The sequence below is a fragment of the Stenotrophomonas sp. GZD-301 genome (assembly GCF_049310345.1).
Taxonomy (GTDB): domain Bacteria; phylum Pseudomonadota; class Gammaproteobacteria; order Xanthomonadales; family Xanthomonadaceae; genus Stenotrophomonas.
In genome coordinates this window covers 101,399-117,180 of the sequence record NZ_JBMOWY010000022.1, presented here as the reverse complement: position 1 = coordinate 117,180, position 15,782 = coordinate 101,399, and the positions used below count along the sequence as shown (strand labels likewise).

Sequence of the window (15,782 nt, the reverse complement as noted above, 5' to 3'; positions counted from 1 at the left end):
GGGATTCTATACTTGCACCCTCATGTCCGCCGTCCCCGCCCCTGTCCCGCTCGATCCCGCCCTGGCCGCCCACCGGCTGCGCGCGCTTGCGCGGGCGCACGGATTCCAGCGCTGCGGGGTGGCCGGCATCGATCTGGGCGAGGATGAGGCGCACCTCGCCGACTGGCTGGGCAAGGGCCTGTACGGGACCATGCAGTGGATGGCCCGCCACGGCACGCTGCGCGCGCGTCCGGCCGAACTGCTGCCCGGCACCGTGCGGGTGATCTCGGTGGGCATGGACTACGGCCACAAGGACGATGCCCAGGCCTGGGACACCCTGCACGATGGCGACCGCGCCTACGTGGCGCGCTACGCGCTGGGCCGCGACTACCACAAGCTGATGCGCAACCGGCTGCAGAAATTCGCCGATGCCCTCGCCGCCGAGATCGGCCCGTTCGGTTACCGGGTGTTTGTCGATTCGGCGCCGGTGCTGGAGCGCGCGCTGGCGCGCAACGCCGGGCTGGGCTGGATCGGCAAGCACACCTGCCTGATCGACCGCCAGGGCGGCTCGTGGTTCTTCCTTGGCGAGATCTACGTCGACCTGCCACTGCCGGTGGACACGCCCGCAACCGCGCACTGCGGCACCTGCACGCGCTGCATCGATGTGTGCCCCACCCAGGCAATCATCGGGCCGCAGCGCCTGGATGCGCGGCGCTGCATCTCCTACCTGACCATCGAGCACGAGGGCGCCATTCCCGAGCCGATGCGCCCGCTGATGGGCAACCGCATCTACGGCTGCGACGACTGTCAGCTGGTCTGCCCCTGGAACAAGTTTGCCCGGCGCACCGACGAACCCGATTTCCGCGCGCGCAACGATCTGGACACCGCCTCGCTGGCACAGCTGTTCGCCTGGGAGGAAGACGAGTTCCTGCGCCGCACCGAAGGCAGCCCGATCCGCCGCAGCGGCCACGAGCGCTGGCTGCGCAACATCGCCGTGGCGCTCGGCAACGCGCCCACCCATGCCGACACCCTGGCCGCGCTGCACGCACGCCGCGCACATCCGTCGGCAATCGTGCGCGAGCACGTGGAATGGGCGCTGCAGCAGCACGCCGGGCGCGACGCAGCGGGATGAAGGACAGGCGCCAACGTGCGACCATGACCGCCCGTTCGTACCGTTCTATCCCCTCATGGACCGCAGCGCGCAGATCCTCACGCCCAGCCAGCTCAACATCCTGGCCCGCGACCTGCTGGAAGGCGCCTTCCCGCTGATCTGGGTGGAAGCCGAACTCGGCAGCGTCACCCGCCCGGCGTCCGGCCACATGTATTTCACGCTGAAGGATGCGCGCGCACAGATCCGCGCCGCGCTGTTCAAGCCCAAGAGCCAGTGGCTGAAGTTCATCCCGCGCGAAGGCATGCGCGTGCTCGCCCGCGGCCGGCTGACCCTGTACGAAGCGCGTGGCGAGTACCAGCTGGTGCTGGACCACATGGAGGAAGCCGGCGAAGGCGCCCTGCGCCGCGCGTATGAGCAGCTCAAGGCGCGCCTGGAGGCCGAAGGCCTGTTCGCGCCCGAGCGCAAGCGCGCCCTGCCCGCGCACGTGCGCCGCCTGGCGGTGATCACCTCGCCCACCGGCGCCGCCGTACGCGACGTGCTGAGCGTGCTGGAACGACGCTTCCCGCTGCTGGAAGTGGACCTGCTGCCCAGCCTGGTGCAGGGCGACAGTGCCGCCGCGCAGATCACCGCGCTGCTGCGCGGCGCCGACGCCAGCGGCCGCTACGACGTGATCCTGCTGACCCGCGGCGGCGGCTCGCTGGAAGACCTGTGGGCGTTCAACGACGAGCAGCTGGCCCGTGCCATCGCCGCCAGCACCACCCCGGTGGTCTCGGCGGTCGGTCACGAAACCGACTTCAGCCTGGCCGACTTCGCCGCCGACCTGCGCGCACCCACGCCCTCGGTCGCCGCCGAACTGCTGGTGCCCGACCAGCGTGACCTGGCGCTGCATCTGCGCCGCCTGGACGCGCGCCTGGCGCAGTTGCAGCGCCATGCACTGGGCCAGGCCATGCAACGCACCGACCGCGCCCTGCTGCGCCTCAATGCACAGAGCCCGCAGGCCCGCCTGCAGCTGCTGCGGCGGCGCCAGCAGGACGCGGCGCGGCACCTCGCCGCCCTGTGGCAGCAACTGCACGAGCGCCGCCTGGCGCGGCTGCGACATGCCGCAGCGGTGCTGCGCAACGGTCACCCGCAACGTCGCCTGGATGCGCTGCGCGAGCGGCTGCAGCGCCTGCAGCCGCGTGCCGATGGCGCCATCGCGCGCCACCTGCAACGTGATGGCCTGCGCCTGCGTGCCCTCGCCCGTTCAATGGAAGCGGTCAGCCCGCTGGCCACGGTGGCACGCGGTTACGCCATCCTGACCCGCGAGGACGATGGCAGCCTGGTGCGGTCCCCGTTGCAGGTCCGTCCCGGCGACGCGCTCACCGCGCGCGTGCAGGACGGCGCGATCCAGGTGGTGGTGAAAGACCCCGCCCGCTGAGCCGCCGTGCCGGCTGCGGCCGCGTTATCCGGCGCTCTCGCAGAAGCGCTTGCGGTACTCCATCGCCTTGGGCATCAGCGCCTGCAGGTTCTGGATGCGCGTGCCCGGATTGGGATGGGTGGAGGAGAACTCCGGCGGTGCCTGCCCGCTGCTCTGGCCCATCCGCTCCCACAGCGGAATCGCTTCGCGCGGGTCGAAGCAGGCGGCGGCGGCGAGCATCAGGCCCACTTCATCGGCCTGGGTTTCGTGGCTGCGCGCGTACGGCAGCAGGTAGCCGTAGCCCATCGCCGACATCACCATCTGTTGCTGCTGCGGGTCCATGCCACTGGCCGCGCCGGCCATCTGCCCGATCTGGGTCAGCTTCTGCTGGGCCATGCGCTGCGCGCCGTGACGCAGCAGCGCGTGGGCAATCTCATGCCCCATCACCACCGCCATCGCATCGGTGGTGCGCGCCACCGGGATCAACCCGGTGTACACCGCCATTTTGCCGCCCGGCAGGCAGAACGCGTTGGCCTGCTCGGACTGGATGACGTTCACTTCCCACTCGAAGTCGCGCGAGAAATGCGCCGGCTTGAGCCCGTGCTCCTCGGCCAGCGCGGTTTCCACCACGTCCACCTTGTTGATCAGCCGCTGGGCAATCGCACGCACATCGCGCGATACCTGCAGATTGGGGTCCACCGGGCGCTCCTGCGCCAGGATCTGCTGGTAGGCCTGCAGCCCCAGCGCCTTCTCCTGGGTGGCATCGAGCGAGCTGTCGATCAGCACGCTTTCCCCGGTATAGGGGTCCACCGCGCGGTTGGAGAACCAGTAGAACGCCGCGTAGCCGGCGAAGGCCAGCAGCACCCACCAGCGGATGTTGCCGAACAATCCCGGTCGCCGGGCCCGGCCCTGCTGCTGACCGCCAAACGGATCGTTGCGCATGCTCGTGGTTCCTGGTGGGTTCGGGGCACGCCGCCCCGCGCCCGCCCATCCTAGATCGCTCAGATGCCGCGCACCAGCCGGAAGCCGATGCGGGCGCTGGTGGTGTCCGAGTCCTGCGACTGGCGCCAGGCGGCGCGGGTCTGCTCGGGCGCGTTGGCCCAGTTGCCGCCGCGGATCACCCGCTGGCGGCAGCCCGGGTTGAACCAGGCCACGCCATCGGACGGCGCGCGCCGATAGCTGGCGTGCCAGCAGTCGGCGACCCACTCGCTGAGGTTGCCGGCAATGTCGTGCACCCCCCAGGCATTGGGCTCGAAGGTCGCTACGGGGGCCGGGCCCCAGTAGCCGTCGCCGTAGCCGACGAAGGCGTTGTACCAGTGGCGGCCGGACGGCGACACATCCTTGCCGCCGGTGAAGTTGCCCGCGCGTGGCGGTGGCGTGCCGGCGTCGCCCCACGGGTAGCGGCCGCTGCTGCCGGCGCGCAGGGCGTACTCGAACTCGGCCTCGCTGGGCAGGCGGTAGGAGCGGCCGGTCTGCTCGGACAGCCAGGCAGCGTAATGCTCGGCATCGCGCACGCTGACGTGCATCACCGGCAGCGTGGCGATTGCCGGCGCGCCGTTGTAGTCCGACTGCCAGTCCACCCCGCTGCGGCGCATGAAGTTGCCGCTGCGCTCGTCATACACGATCGAATGGCCGCGCCGGGTCGCGCGGGGGCGCGCCTTGGTCGCCTCCACATAGCGGCGGAAGTCGGCCACGGTCACCTCGGTGATCGACAGGGCGAAGCCGCGCTCGAACCGCACGTAGTGGGAGGGCTTCTCCGCATCGGTGGCGCCAGGCTCGCTGTCGCCCGCCCCCATCTGGAAGCCGCCATGCGGCACCACGATCATCTGCGGCCCGCGCCCGCCATCGCGCAGCGCATCGCTGAACACCTGGCGCGGCCGGAAGCTGCCGTAGTGCGTGACCAGCTCGATGCGCTCGCGCAGCTGCACCACCACCGGATCACCCGGCAGCGCGATCCGCAGCGCATCCTCCAGCTTCTGCCGCGCCGGTTTGAGCCCCTGTGGCGTGGCCAGGTCGCGCAGGCCTTCATCGCGCAGCCGGACCAGCGTCTCGGCGCGGATGCGCTCGATCCGTTCGAACGCATCGGCGATGGTGATCGACGAATCGCGCACCTTGGCCGCCTCGGCCAACCAGGTGCCGGCGGTGCTGAAGTCGGTGGCGCGCGCGGCATCCTCGGCGCGCCGGATCAAGGCGCTCTCCGCTGCCGCCAGCCCCTGGCGCGCGCGCGCGTTGTCCGGGTCCTGGGCCAGCGCCTCACGGAAGTTGGGAATCGCGCCGTCGCCATCTTCACCGATACGCCCGGCGCGCAGGTCGTCCTCACCGGCGCGGTTGTAGGCCACCACCCGCTGCGCCATCTCCACGCGGGTCTGCAGCTGGCGCACCTTGGGGTCTTCCGGAGCCAGAGTCAGCAGCACCAGGGCCATGTCGCCGGCCTCGGCCAGCGCCTCGCGCTGCTTCAGCGGGCGGTCCAGCAGACCGGCCGCTTCCTCCAGCAGCCGCTGCCGTGCCCGCTTCAGCCCGGCCTGCGCCTGGCGGTCGGCGGGATTGTGCTGCAACAGACCCAGCCAGATCGGGATCGCGTCGGCGGCCGTGGCATACAACCGCCCCTGCTCGAACGCCTGCGCCGCGTCGCGGTGCGCCTTGGCCACGCCCTGCGCGTCGATCACGACTGCCGGCGGCTCCCAGCGCTGCACGGTCTCGGCCGCGTCCTCGCCCCCGATGGTGACCTGTGCGGCCACCGGCTCACGCACGGCGGGCGCCGGCCGGGTAGCAGCCGCTGGCGGCGCCGAGGCGGCCGGCGGCGGTGAGGGGGAGCAGCCGCTGGCCATCCCCAGCACCAGGGCCAGCAACAACGGCGATGTGCCGGACGATCGCAAATTCGGTTCCCTGCCGCCAGGTAGATCAGGCCCTCATCATACTGGCGCGGCCGCGTGCGGGTGCATCGCGTTATCCTCCCTACCCTGAGCAGACCCTGCAGTTGATGGAACCCCACGTGGCTTACTGGATCAAAACCCCGGCGGAACTGGACGAGCGCTACCGCCAGCGCCCCACCCGCATCGGCCTGGATACCGAGTTCATCCGCGAGCGCACGTACTGGCCGCAACTGGCGCTGGTGCAGATGGCGGTCGGCGATGAAATCCTGCTGATCGATCCGCTGATCCCCGGCATGACCGAGGCCCTGGCGCCCTGGCTGACCGACACCTCGATCCTCAAGATCATGCACAGCGCCAGCGAAGACCTGGTCACCTTCAAGGTCGCCTGCGGCGCCCTGCCGCGGCCGCTGTTCGACACCCAGATCGGTGCGGCGCTGGCCGGCATCGGTGGCGGCATGGGGTACCAGAAGCTGGTCAACGCCATCACCGGCGTCACCCTGGCCAAGGGCGAGACGCGGTCGGACTGGATGCGCCGCCCGCTCTCGGACGCGCAGCTGGAGTATGCCGCCGATGACGTCGAATACCTGTTCGGACTGCACGACGCGATCGACGCCAGGCTGGGCGAGCTCGATCGCCGCCAGTGGCTGCAGGACGATGCCGAGCGCCTGCTCGCCAGCGTCGAGCATGACGAAGAACGGTGGCCGCATGTGGCCATGCGCTCGGCGCAGTTCATGGATACTCCCGCGCAGATGCGTCTGCTGCGCCTGCTGCGCTGGCGCGATGTGCAGGCGCGCGCCAGCGACAAGCCGCGCAGCTGGATTCTCGACAACGAGCTGGCCGCTGTGCTCGCGCGTACGCCGCCGGCCGATGTCGATGCGCTCGGCACGCTGATGGAGGGCTTCCCCAAGGCGCCACGCAAGCTGGCCGCACAGGTCTGGCAGGCGCTGGTCACGCCGCTGGACGACGAGGCCGAGGCACCGTTGGCACTGCCGGCCAATGACACCAACAAGCAGGCGCTCAAGCGCCTGCAGGATGCGGTCGCCGCACGCACCGCCGAGCTGGGCCTGCCCGATGGCGTGCTGGCCTCGCGCAAGCATCTGGAAAGCTATCTGGAAAGCCGTCAGTGGCCGGCCGCACTGGCCGGCTGGCGCCAGGCGCAGCTCGAACCGACGCTCGCACCGCTGCTGCCGGCCGGGTGATCGCGCGGCACGCGCGCGTGGTCGACATCGACCACGCGCACTGCCCTGCTGCAGGCTGAATCAACCGCAGGCGGCCATGACCGCAGACATATGGGAACGCACCGTGCTGCGTGCAAGAGTGGCTTCACCGCCACCCCTGCAAGGATTCCCATGCAATCGATCCGGACACGATGGACCGTGGCTCCCAGTGGCGCGCGACGCCTGCGCGCGTTGCTGGCGCTGGGGCTGATCCTGGCGATCGGCAACGCCGGTGCCGCCGACACGCTCGATGCGCGCATCACCACCGCCATGCAGGGCACCGCCACCCCCGCGATGGGCGTGCTGGTGATCCGCGATGGCAAGGTCGCCGACCAGGCGGTCAGCGGCGTGCGCCGCAGCGACGCCAAGACCGCCGCCACCCGCGACGACCAGTGGATGATCGGCTCCACCGGCAAGCCGATTACCGTGGCGATGATCGCGCGCCTGGTCGAACAAGGCGTGCTGACGTGGGATGCCCCGTTGTCGACGATGCTGCCGGAACTGTCGGCGCAGATGCGCCCGGAGTACCGCAATGTCACCCTGGTACAGCTGCTGTCGCACCGCGCCGGCCTGCCGGAAAACCTGACCGATGCGGCCGCACTGGATGCCTTCTTCACCGACGCCCGGCCGCTGCCGGTGCAGCGCGAGGCCTATATCAAGGCTGCGTTGGCCGAGGCGCCGGTGCATGCACCGGGTACCGAGTTCGCCTACAGCAACAGCGGCTTCCTGATTGCCGCGGTGATTGCCGAGCACGCCACCGGCCAGGATGTCGAAACGCTGATGCAGCGCGAAGTATTCGGTCCGCTGGGCATGACGGGCGCCGGTTTCGGCCCGACGCGCGGCAACCAGCCGCTGGGCCACCGCGCCGGCAAACCGGTGACCACCGCACCGCGCAAGGCCGATGACGGCGTACCGCCGATCTACACCGCCGCCGGCAACCTGCACATGCGCCTGCAGGACCTGGCGTTGTTCGCCATCGACCAGTTGGCCGGCAGCCAGGGCAAGGGCACGCTGCTCACACCGGCGTCCTACGCGTTGATGCAGACCGCGCAGCCGGGCAGCGGATCGGGCCTGGACTGGGGCGTGCAGCCCTCCATCGCCGGGCGCCAGGGGCCGGTGCTCGTGCACGGCGGCTCGGATGGCAACTGGCTGGCCTGGGTGGTGCTGTTCCCGGGCCAGAACAACGCCGTGATCGCCATCGCCAACGCGGCCGACGACATGGGCGCGGACAAGGCCACGATGGGCGTACTGGGCGGCCTGTTCGCCGAACTGGCACCGCCGCTGGCCGCGCCTGCCGCCAGATGAACCGGCCTGCCGCACCGCCCTGCCGCCCATGCGCGCAGGGCGGCGCTGCTCACACGTAACCGCGTGATTTCAGCAGCGCCCAACGCTCCGTACCAATGGCCTTGCGTATGGCCGGCAACGGATTCACCGCGCCGGTGTTGTCGGCCACGGCCACCACGAAATCGTCGGTGGTGACGAGCTGCGCGCGGCGCTCGGGTGCATCCAGCCACGCGGCCACCTGGCGCAGCACGCCGTTGGCCGATGCCGAACTGCGGCGCAGTTCCATGTACTGGTTATGGCGCTGACAGACCTCGGTCAACGCCGGCTCGGTGAACCAGTGCTCGTGCGCGTCGCCCTGCACCTCGCGGATCTCGTCGGGTGCCCACAGGTAGTAACGCACCTCCTCGCCCCGTGCCATCACTGCGTCCCGATACGATTGCCGGCCCCAGACCAGGAACGGCGGCCATGCCGAGGGGGTGTCCTCCTCGGTGAAACAGAGCAGCAGGCAGTACAGCGGTTCATCGCGCGGAATGCGCGGCAGCTGTGCCGCGATCGCGTCGATCAGCAGCCGCTCGACCTCCGCCGTGACCGTCGCCAGGGTCTCACCCGGGCGTGGGCGCTGATACTCCAGGCGGCGCTCCCCGGTGCGGCGACCCTCGGCCGTCAGGTATTCCAGGACGATCGTATCGAGCTGGCCGGCGTCGTTGTAGGTGAAAACATTCTGGCACCACCAGGTCCGCTCGCGCCGTGACCAGTTCTCGACCACCACGCGCTGCAGCTGGTCGCCCTCCCAATGGTAGGTTTCGTTGAAGCCACGCGTGCCATCAATCAGGTCCAGACCGTGCAGGCGGCCCTCGCGTTCGCGCCACGCCCACGCGGCAGTCAGGCGCGCATCCTCGTCGAAGGACAGGCTGTGGCGCCCCTCCGGGCCATGCAGCCACGCAGTGCAGTCACCGTCCGCCTCGCATTCGATCACCACGCGGCCGTCCGCATCCAGGCCGTGCCGGACATGCGCACCGGGCTTGGCCTTGTCGTCGGCGACCCAGCGCGGCGTGGGGCCGCCGTCCTTCTCTTTGGAGAACGGCGGATCGAACGCCATCGAAGCGGTCGCCCAGCGCCAGCGCACCACCTGCGCCCGGCACTGCGTGATCAGCGCGCGCGCAGCGGTGGCATCGGAATAGGTTGTATGCAGCTGTTCAAGCATGGTCGAGATCCTTTCAACACGGAACATCCGCGCGGCATCGCCGGCACGCGATGCGGTGCGCGACCATAACATGCACCTCCGGTTGCCATCGATGCACACCGGAAACGACGACGCCCTGCGTTGGCAGGGCGTCGTCGAGGCAGGCAACAGGCAGCATCGGCACCGCGATCGCGCGGCGCCGATGCCGTGTCCACTTACCAGTTCATGTTGAGCGAAACGCCCACGGTGCGCGGTTCGTTGTACACCGCCGCCATGTAGTTCTCGATCACACCCTTGAGGTTCTTCTCATTGGTGATGTTGCGCGCGAACAGCGCCACTTCCCACGCGCCATAGTTGCCCGAGTAGCCCAGCTTCAGGCCGCCTTCGAAGCTGCCCTTGGAGTTGAACTCGGCCGAGTCGTACAGCACGAAGCTGGTGTAGCCCTGCTTGTTCCAGTCGGTGGAGACGAAGAACACATCGCTGTCGTTGACCGGCATGTCATAACGCGCGGCCAGGTTGATGTTGTACTTCGGCGCGTTCGGCAGCGGGTTGCCGTTGATCTGGGCGAAGGTGTTCGCGCCGACCTTGATGGTCGGATCGTTCACCGTACACACCACGGCACCGTTGAGGGCGCACACCTGCGCATACACGCGATCGTCCTGGATTTCGCTGTGCAGCAGGCTCACACCGGCGCTCAGGCTCAGGTTCGGGATCGGGCGCAGCTCCATGTCCGCTTCCAGGCCGTAGGCCTTGGCCTTGTCGGCGTTGAACAGCACGCCGTTGCCGTCCGAATCGTTGCCGTTGAGCTGGATGTCGTTGACCACGTAGGTGAACGCAGCGGCATTCACGCGCAGGCGGTTGTCCCACAGGCTGCTCTTGATGCCCGCTTCCCAGGACAGGATGGTTTCCGAGTCCGCGGTGGTGAAGTCGGCATTGAACACGGCCGAGCGGCCCTGAATGGTCGGGCCGCGGAAGCCGCGGGCCACGCGCGCATACACGCTGAGCTGCGGATTGAACGCATACATCGCGCTGACGTCCCAGCTCGGCGTGGTGTCGGACATTTCCACGTCGGTGCGACCCTTGTAGGTCACCACGCCGGCGGCGGTGTCGGCGGTCTTCAGCAGGCGGGTGTGCTTCTCGTCGCGGGTCTGGCGCAGACCGGCGGTCAGGGTGAACTTGTCGGTGACGTCGTAGCTGATCTGGCCGAACCCGGCCCACGAGGTATTGACGTTGCGCAGGCGCACCCAGTTGTTCGGATTGCGTGCATTGCCCTGCAGGAACCAGGCGCGCTGGTAGAAATCGGTGGTGTCGCGGCCGTCGAAGTAGAACGCGCCGACCTGCCACTTCAGGCGGTTGTCGTCGCCGTTGGCCAGACGGATTTCCTGGGTCCACTGGTCCAGATCACGGATCTGGCCCATCGACTGGCCGTAGCCGTTAGGCACGCCATTGACCGGATAGTTCACCGCCGCGCCGCCGTCGGTGTCACCACGGCTGTAGCCGGAGGTGGTTTCGTAGGCGGTGATCGAGGTCAGCGACACGTTGCCGAAATCGTAGACCGCCTTGATCGAGCCGCCGTAGGTCTTGTAGGCCTGCGGATTGTTGCCGGCTTCGTCGTAGGCGACCTTGTCGCGCGGCACGTCGGTCTTGTTGGAACCCTTGGTCAGCGCGCTGCGCAGGAACAGGGTGGAGGTGCCGTCGTAGTCGCGCGCATGCGCCGAGGCCAGCAGCGAGAAGGCATCGCTGGGCTGCAGCAGCAGCTGCGCGCGCACGTTGCGGTCGTCGAAGCCGCCCATCGCATTCTTCTTCGGCGACACCGTGCCATCGGCGCTCGGGCCGGTGTAGGTGTTGTCCACGTAGTCATCGCGGTGCTGGTACAGCGCCGAGACACGGAACGAGGCGATGTCGTTGATCGGGCCACCGAAGCCGCCGTCCACTGCAACGCTGCCGTAGGTGCCGTAGCTGGCCTGCACGCGGCCGCTGTAGTCCTGGCTCGGCTTGATGCTGTCGAACTTGACGATGCCGGCGGTGGTGTTGCGGCCGAACAACGTGCCCTGCGGGCCACGCAGCACTTCGACCTGGTCCACGTCATAGACCGGGTTGGACTTGAGCACGACGTGCTCGAGCACCACGTCGTCCTGGATGATCGACACCGGCTGCGACGCACCCAGGTAGAAGTCGATGTTGCCCAGGCCACGGATGTAGAAGCGCGGGAAGATGCGGCCGGTGGTGGTTTCGGCGTAGAAGCTCGGCACCTTGCCCGACAGCGCCAGCAGCGTGTCGTCGCCGCCGGCGGTGTAGTCGCGCATGCGCTCGCCCTGCACCACGCCGACCGACACCGGCACTTCCTGCAGATTGCGCTCGCGGTGATCGGCGGTCACGGTGATCGCGTCCAGCGAGGTCGGGCTCGCGTCCTGGGCCGAGGCAGCGCCGGCCAGGCCGAGCAGCGAGGCGGTGGCACAGGCCAGCGCCAGGGCATGGCGGCGCGGCGGCGAACCGGCGGCGCGGCGGGAAGAATGACGCAGGGACACGGAGGTGGTGCGATTGACAGGCATGCAAGGGTCTCGGGCAGTACTGAACTGGGTGGCGTGCAGGGCACGCAGGAAAACAACAACAGCACCGCTGGTTGCGCAGCGATGCGGCACGATATTGCGCGGATGTTGCAGGTTGTTTTCAGGGCGATGCGGGGGGACGGCCGTCCATCCCCGACCCTGATCGGTTGGCTGCTGCCAGGATGCGTGGCGCGGATTATGCCCGGCGCGCGCCCGGTCCGGAAGAACAGACCTTGGCTGCAGACGCCCGCCCTGCCCGGCGCCGGCCCCCCTTTGCAGCCCCGACGTGGCAGCGCTACACTAGCCCGGTCGCGTGGTTCACCGGCTCGGCCGGCGCCATGCGGATCGCAGCATCCGTGGGGCCATAGCTCAGCTGGGAGAGCGCGTCGTTCGCAATGACGAGGTCGGGAGTTCGATCCTCCCTGGCTCCACCACGATTCCATGAAAAACCCCGGGAACACGGTTCCCGGGGTTTTTTGTGTCCTGAAGGATCCCGCTGGCGGATTACTCCGGCGGCTGGTCCTGCCGCGGCGGGCGCCGCGTGTTGGCGTCGTGCACCTGCTGGTCGTGCTGGCCCGGACGCTGCTTGGCGGTTTCGTCCTGCTTGCGGTCCTGCTGGCTTTCCTGGATGCCCTGCTTGTCATCCTTTCGCGGCGGCTGCGTACTGCTCATGGTCGATGCTCATGGTGGCAGGCCCGGTACAGGGCCCGATGGCACCAGCGTGGCGGTTCGACCGTGACGTACATGTCTCCGCCTGCGCGGCAACCGGCATCACGCCCGATTGCCGCGCCCCGGCTTACTGCGCGTGAAGCACGTCCAGCACCTCGCCGGTGGCAGGATCGACCTTGAGTCGCACCTCGTTGGTCACCACGCCGCCGAAGGCGTTGGTACCGCGGAAGGTGGTGTCCACCAGCACGAACGTCTCGGTGGGATCGACCCGGACGTGGTGGCGCGTGCTGACGTGCTTGTAGGAGTCCGGATTCTGCATCGTCGATTTGATGAACTTATCCACCTTGTAGCTGGACCCGTCCCACGCGCTGAACTGGCTGCGCACCTTGAAATAGTCGTAGCGCGACTTCTCGGTCACGAATTTGGCCGGGTCGTGCTTGAAATCGTTCAGGCACCAGCCCAGCACATTGGCGGCCTTGAGCTCGCCATCCTTGCTGCCGATGTAGTCGCCCAGGCACAGGTAGAACGCCTCGCGCGACGCCTCGTCCACGCCATTCATGGCCGCATAGCTTTCGGCGAACGTGCGCGCCTTGGCAGGACCGGTCTCGGCGATCTCCTTCAACGTCTTGTCCTTGGACGCCTCGAACGCGCGGCCGGCCTTGCGTGCGTCACGCTCGGCATCCTGCTGCGCCCGTTCGGCATCGCGCGCCGTGGCCTGCTGCGCCCGTTCGGCCTCGCGCGCTGCGGCCTGCTCGGCCTGCGCCGGGGTCAGCTCGACCGGTGCCGCGGGTTTGATCAGGCCGGCAATCGCCATCACGATCAACGCGCCAAGGAAGACCGCCAGCGAGGCGACCAGCCCCGCACCGTGGCGGACCGGCACCGACTTGCCGGCCAGCACCTTCCCGGCAACCAGGTACCACGCGGCGGCACCCAGACCCAGCGCCACGATGAACATCAGAAATCCCATGCTTCCCCCCGCTCCTTGTTAGTGATTCGCGGGATTCTCGCATGCGTCTCGCGTGCGGGGATAGGGATGCGGCCGCGCGTGTCACCGGCTCCGTTGTGCCGTCATGCCAGCGCGATCACCAGCTTGCCGAAGTTGCGGCCCTTGAGGAGGCCGAAGAAGGCCTCCGGCGCGTTCGCCAGGCCCTCGACGATGTCTTCGCGGTACTGCACGCGTCCGGCCTTGACCCACGCGGTCATGTCGGTGAGGAACTGCGGAAACAGCGCATGGAAATCGGACTGGATGAAACCACGCACGGCCAGGCGCTGGCGCAGCACGCGGCTCATGAAGCCCGGCAGGCGGTCCGGCCCGGGCAGCACCGCGTCGCGTGCGTTGTAGGTGGCGATGGTGCCGCATACGGGAATGCGCGCGAAGTCGTTGAGCAGCGGCACCACCGCCTCGAACACATGCCCGCCGACGTTCTCGAAATACACGTCGATACCGGCCGGCACCGCGTGGCGCAGCTGGTCGGCGAAGTCCACCGCACGGTGGTCCAGCGCCACATCGAACCCCAGCCTTTCCAGGTAGCGGCGCTTCTGCTCACCGCCGGCGATGCCGACGACGCGCGCGCCCTGCAGCTTGGCGATCTGCCCGACCGTGGCCCCCACCGGGCCGCTGGCGGCCGCCACCACCAGCGTCTCGCCCGCCTGCACCTTGCCGATCTCGCGCAGCCCGGCGTAGGCGGTGAACCCGGGCATGCCGAGCACACCGAGCGCGGTACTGGGTGGCAGCCCGTTGTCGTGCAGCGTGCGGGTAACCCGATCGCCATCGACCACCGCGTGCGTCTGCCAGTTGCCGGTGGCCAGCACCCGGTCGCCGACGGCAATGCCGGGGTAATTGGAGGCCAGCACATCGGAAACGGTCCGCCCTTCCATCACCGCATCCAGCGCGACCGGCGCAGCATAGGACGGGCCTTCCTCCATGCGACCGCGCATGTACGGGTCCAGCGACAGGAAGCGGTTGCGCAGCAGCACCTGGCCTTCGCCAGGCACCGGCACCGGCACGTGCTCCAGACGGAAATCGGCCGCCGTCGGCTCGCCACGGGGACGCGAGGCCAGCACGATGCGGGCGTTGGTGAGGTCACTCATTGGCAGACATCTCCACACGGAACGAACGGGAACCCCGACAGTAAGCGCTGCCGCCCTGCGCGGGAGTGGGGTAAAACAGCGTTCCATCGATGCCGTGCCTGGCCACCCGCCGCGCGCCTTGCGCGACGGACATCGACGCGTCCGGTGGCACTACAGCATTCCAGTAGCGCATCATCGCGCCATGATCCGCCTCCCTGCCCATGTCCGCCGCCACCTGCGCCGCTACCTCCTGCTCGCGCTGATGTCGGCCACCACCGTGTTCGGCTTGGCGTGCTGGGCGGTGCTGGCCACCGAACCGGGCTGCCTGCTGGCGCAGGGCCATTGGTCCTCCGGTGCACGGCAGTGCTACACCCGCCTGTGCCTGCTGCAAGGCGATTGCGGCCAGATGGCGTCGCCGCTCGGGCGCTGCGGGCGCGTGCAGCCCGGCGACAGTCGCGGGCACGTGTATTTCGAACTGGGCAACCCGCTGCCCGGCGCCGGCAGGACGGCCTCGTGGCCAGCCGACAAGGTGGGCGACGGCACGATCCGCGCGCGCTTCGAGGACGAGCGTCTGGTTCACCTGGACTGTCCAGCCCCACCCTGAGCAGCGCGAGCCCCTAGCCCGGCGCGTCTGCGGCCTGCCGCGCCCGGCGCCACTGCAGCGGCGTCATGCCGGTTTCGATACGGAACATGTAATTGAACGCCGACGCCGAGGCGTAGCCGAGTTCATGCGCGATGGTGGTGGGCGAGCGCCCCTGCACCAGCCCTTCCATCGCGCGCAGCAGGCGCAGGCGCGCTCGCCACGCACGCACGCTCATGCCGGTCTCGCGCTCGAAATGACGCGCCAGGGTCCGCGCGGAGATGCCCATCCGCAGCGCCCAGGCCGGCATGTCGCGCGCATCGCCGGGATGGTCGTACAACCGCTGGCACCATCGTTGCAGCCGCGCGTCCTGCGGCCACGGCAGGTGCCGGTCGTGACGCGTCTGGCGCGGGAGCTGTGTGCAGATCACCTGGCACAGCGCGCGGTAGCAGGCCGCATCCTCCTCGGGATCGGTGCGGCCAAGTTCGACGATCAGCGCGCGCAGCAGCGGTGATGCATCCAGCACGACGCAGTGATCGGGCATGCCCGGGGCCGCGTCATCGGCAACGTACAGGTTGCGGAAGGCGGCTGCACTCAAGGCACCGGTGTGATGCACGGTCGACGTGGGCACCCACAGCGCCTGCTGCGGTGTGATCACGTGGCGCGCATGCGCGGCGGTGACCTGCAGTACGCCTTCGGTCGCAAACACGAGCTGGTTCCAGCCATGCGCGTGCGGCGGGAAGCGCTCCCCTGCGGCCAACTGCTGGCTGCGCGCGACCACCGGCCAGGCCAACCGACGCAGCGGCGGCACCGGTACTTCGCGCCACGGCGCCGACCGCGCCGGCTGTGAGTGTCGCTTCATCGACATGAT

The 15,782-nt window shown here is 69.0% G+C and carries 13 protein-coding genes and 1 tRNA gene; 6 read left to right on the top strand and 8 right to left on the bottom strand.

Annotation, left to right across the window (positions count from 1 at the left end; translation table 11 throughout):
- Positions 1-22 precede the first annotated feature (22 nt).
- Both queG and xseA read left to right on the top strand, forming a co-directional pair.
- Positions 23-1,111, top strand: coding sequence for a tRNA epoxyqueuosine(34) reductase QueG (queG, locus tag ACO6VK_RS05905; RefSeq protein WP_422505980.1), 1,089 nt, complete (start codon positions 23-25; stop codon positions 1,109-1,111).
- A gap of 55 nt (positions 1,112-1,166) precedes the next feature.
- Positions 1,167-2,507 carry an exodeoxyribonuclease VII large subunit gene (gene xseA / locus ACO6VK_RS05900; RefSeq protein ID WP_422505979.1) on the top strand — a complete coding sequence of 447 codons (1,341 nt, stop codon included), beginning with the start codon at positions 1,167-1,169 and terminating at the stop codon, positions 2,505-2,507.
- Between the two features lie 24 nt (positions 2,508-2,531).
- On the opposite strand, the gene ACO6VK_RS05895 is transcribed toward xseA, so the two are convergent.
- Positions 2,532-3,428: a M48 family metallopeptidase gene (locus tag ACO6VK_RS05895; protein ID WP_422505978.1), complete on the bottom strand. Its 897-nt coding sequence runs from the start codon at positions 3,426-3,428 to the stop codon at positions 2,532-2,534.
- A 59-nt stretch (positions 3,429-3,487) separates the two neighbouring features.
- On the bottom strand, positions 3,488-5,314 hold the full coding sequence (locus ACO6VK_RS05890) for a formylglycine-generating enzyme family protein (RefSeq protein WP_422506002.1): 1,827 nt from the start codon (positions 5,312-5,314) through the stop codon (positions 3,488-3,490).
- Between the two features lie 164 nt (positions 5,315-5,478).
- Between ACO6VK_RS05890 and rnd the strand changes: the two genes are divergently transcribed.
- The gene (rnd, locus tag ACO6VK_RS05885; RefSeq protein WP_422505977.1) at positions 5,479-6,558 is read left to right on the top strand and encodes a ribonuclease D; all 1,080 of its coding nucleotides are present in this window, start codon (positions 5,479-5,481) and stop codon (positions 6,556-6,558) included.
- Between the two features lie 150 nt (positions 6,559-6,708).
- Entirely contained in the window at positions 6,709-7,881 is a 1,173-nt protein-coding gene (locus tag ACO6VK_RS05880; RefSeq protein WP_422505976.1) for a serine hydrolase domain-containing protein, read from the top strand.
- A gap of 49 nt (positions 7,882-7,930) precedes the next feature.
- On the opposite strand, the gene ACO6VK_RS05875 is transcribed toward ACO6VK_RS05880, so the two are convergent.
- Together ACO6VK_RS05875 and ACO6VK_RS05870 are read right to left on the bottom strand one after the other, a co-directional pair.
- The gene (locus ACO6VK_RS05875; protein WP_422505975.1) at positions 7,931-9,064 is read right to left on the bottom strand and encodes a hypothetical protein; all 1,134 of its coding nucleotides are present in this window, start codon (positions 9,062-9,064) and stop codon (positions 7,931-7,933) included.
- Between the two features lie 194 nt (positions 9,065-9,258).
- A complete protein-coding gene (locus tag ACO6VK_RS05870; protein WP_422505974.1) occupies positions 9,259-11,595 on the bottom strand; it encodes a TonB-dependent receptor in 2,337 nt (778 codons plus the stop codon).
- Between the two features lie 355 nt (positions 11,596-11,950).
- Here ACO6VK_RS05870 and ACO6VK_RS05865 point away from each other — a divergent pair.
- Positions 11,951-12,026: transfer RNA gene (locus ACO6VK_RS05865), tRNA-Ala, on the top strand.
- Positions 12,027-12,096: 70 nt separating this feature from the next.
- On the opposite strand, the gene ACO6VK_RS05860 is transcribed toward ACO6VK_RS05865, so the two are convergent.
- From ACO6VK_RS05860 to ACO6VK_RS05850, 3 genes are all read right to left on the bottom strand, one after another.
- Positions 12,097-12,264, bottom strand: a complete 168-nt coding sequence (locus ACO6VK_RS05860) for a hypothetical protein (RefSeq protein WP_422505973.1) — start codon at positions 12,262-12,264, stop codon at positions 12,097-12,099.
- 124 nt (positions 12,265-12,388) lie between these two features.
- Complete coding sequence (locus ACO6VK_RS05855; RefSeq protein WP_422505972.1) at positions 12,389-13,228, bottom strand: hypothetical protein; 840 nt, start codon at positions 13,226-13,228, stop codon at positions 12,389-12,391.
- Positions 13,229-13,329: 101 nt separating this feature from the next.
- Positions 13,330-14,352, bottom strand: coding sequence for an NADP-dependent oxidoreductase (locus ACO6VK_RS05850; protein ID WP_422505971.1), 1,023 nt, complete (start codon positions 14,350-14,352; stop codon positions 13,330-13,332).
- Positions 14,353-14,533: 181 nt separating this feature from the next.
- Here ACO6VK_RS05850 and ACO6VK_RS05845 point away from each other — a divergent pair, with 181 nt between their 5' ends.
- Complete coding sequence (locus ACO6VK_RS05845) at positions 14,534-14,935, top strand: hypothetical protein (protein WP_422505970.1); 402 nt, start codon at positions 14,534-14,536, stop codon at positions 14,933-14,935.
- 13 nt (positions 14,936-14,948) lie between these two features.
- Here ACO6VK_RS05845 and ACO6VK_RS05840 read toward each other — a convergent pair whose 3' ends face one another.
- The gene (locus ACO6VK_RS05840) at positions 14,949-15,773 is read right to left on the bottom strand and encodes an AraC family transcriptional regulator (RefSeq protein ID WP_422505969.1); all 825 of its coding nucleotides are present in this window, start codon (positions 15,771-15,773) and stop codon (positions 14,949-14,951) included.
- Between the last annotated feature and the right edge of the window lie 9 nt (positions 15,774-15,782).

Excerpts from the sequence above, each read along its gene's own strand:
- queG (WP_422505980.1), top strand. The coding sequence starts at position 23 with ATGTCCGCCGTCCCCGCCCCTGTCCCGCTCGATCCCGCCCTGGCCGCC.
- xseA (WP_422505979.1), top strand. The coding sequence starts at position 1,167 with ATGGACCGCAGCGCGCAGATCCTCACGCCCAGCCAGCTCAACATCCTG.
- ACO6VK_RS05895 (WP_422505978.1), bottom strand. The coding sequence starts at position 3,428 with ATGCGCAACGATCCGTTTGGCGGTCAGCAGCAGGGCCGGGCCCGGCGA.
- ACO6VK_RS05890 (WP_422506002.1), bottom strand. The coding sequence starts at position 5,314 with ATGGCCAGCGGCTGCTCCCCCTCACCGCCGCCGGCCGCCTCGGCGCCG.
- ACO6VK_RS05880 (WP_422505976.1), top strand. The coding sequence starts at position 6,709 with ATGCAATCGATCCGGACACGATGGACCGTGGCTCCCAGTGGCGCGCGA.
- ACO6VK_RS05875 (WP_422505975.1), bottom strand. The coding sequence starts at position 9,064 with ATGCTTGAACAGCTGCATACAACCTATTCCGATGCCACCGCTGCGCGC.
- ACO6VK_RS05870 (WP_422505974.1), bottom strand. The coding sequence starts at position 11,595 with ATGCCTGTCAATCGCACCACCTCCGTGTCCCTGCGTCATTCTTCCCGC.
- ACO6VK_RS05860 (WP_422505973.1), bottom strand. The coding sequence starts at position 12,264 with ATGAGCAGTACGCAGCCGCCGCGAAAGGATGACAAGCAGGGCATCCAG.
- ACO6VK_RS05855 (WP_422505972.1), bottom strand. The coding sequence starts at position 13,228 with ATGGGATTTCTGATGTTCATCGTGGCGCTGGGTCTGGGTGCCGCCGCG.
- ACO6VK_RS05850 (WP_422505971.1), bottom strand. The coding sequence starts at position 14,352 with ATGAGTGACCTCACCAACGCCCGCATCGTGCTGGCCTCGCGTCCCCGT.
- ACO6VK_RS05845 (WP_422505970.1), top strand. The coding sequence starts at position 14,534 with ATGATCCGCCTCCCTGCCCATGTCCGCCGCCACCTGCGCCGCTACCTC.
- ACO6VK_RS05840 (WP_422505969.1), bottom strand. The coding sequence starts at position 15,773 with ATGAAGCGACACTCACAGCCGGCGCGGTCGGCGCCGTGGCGCGAAGTA.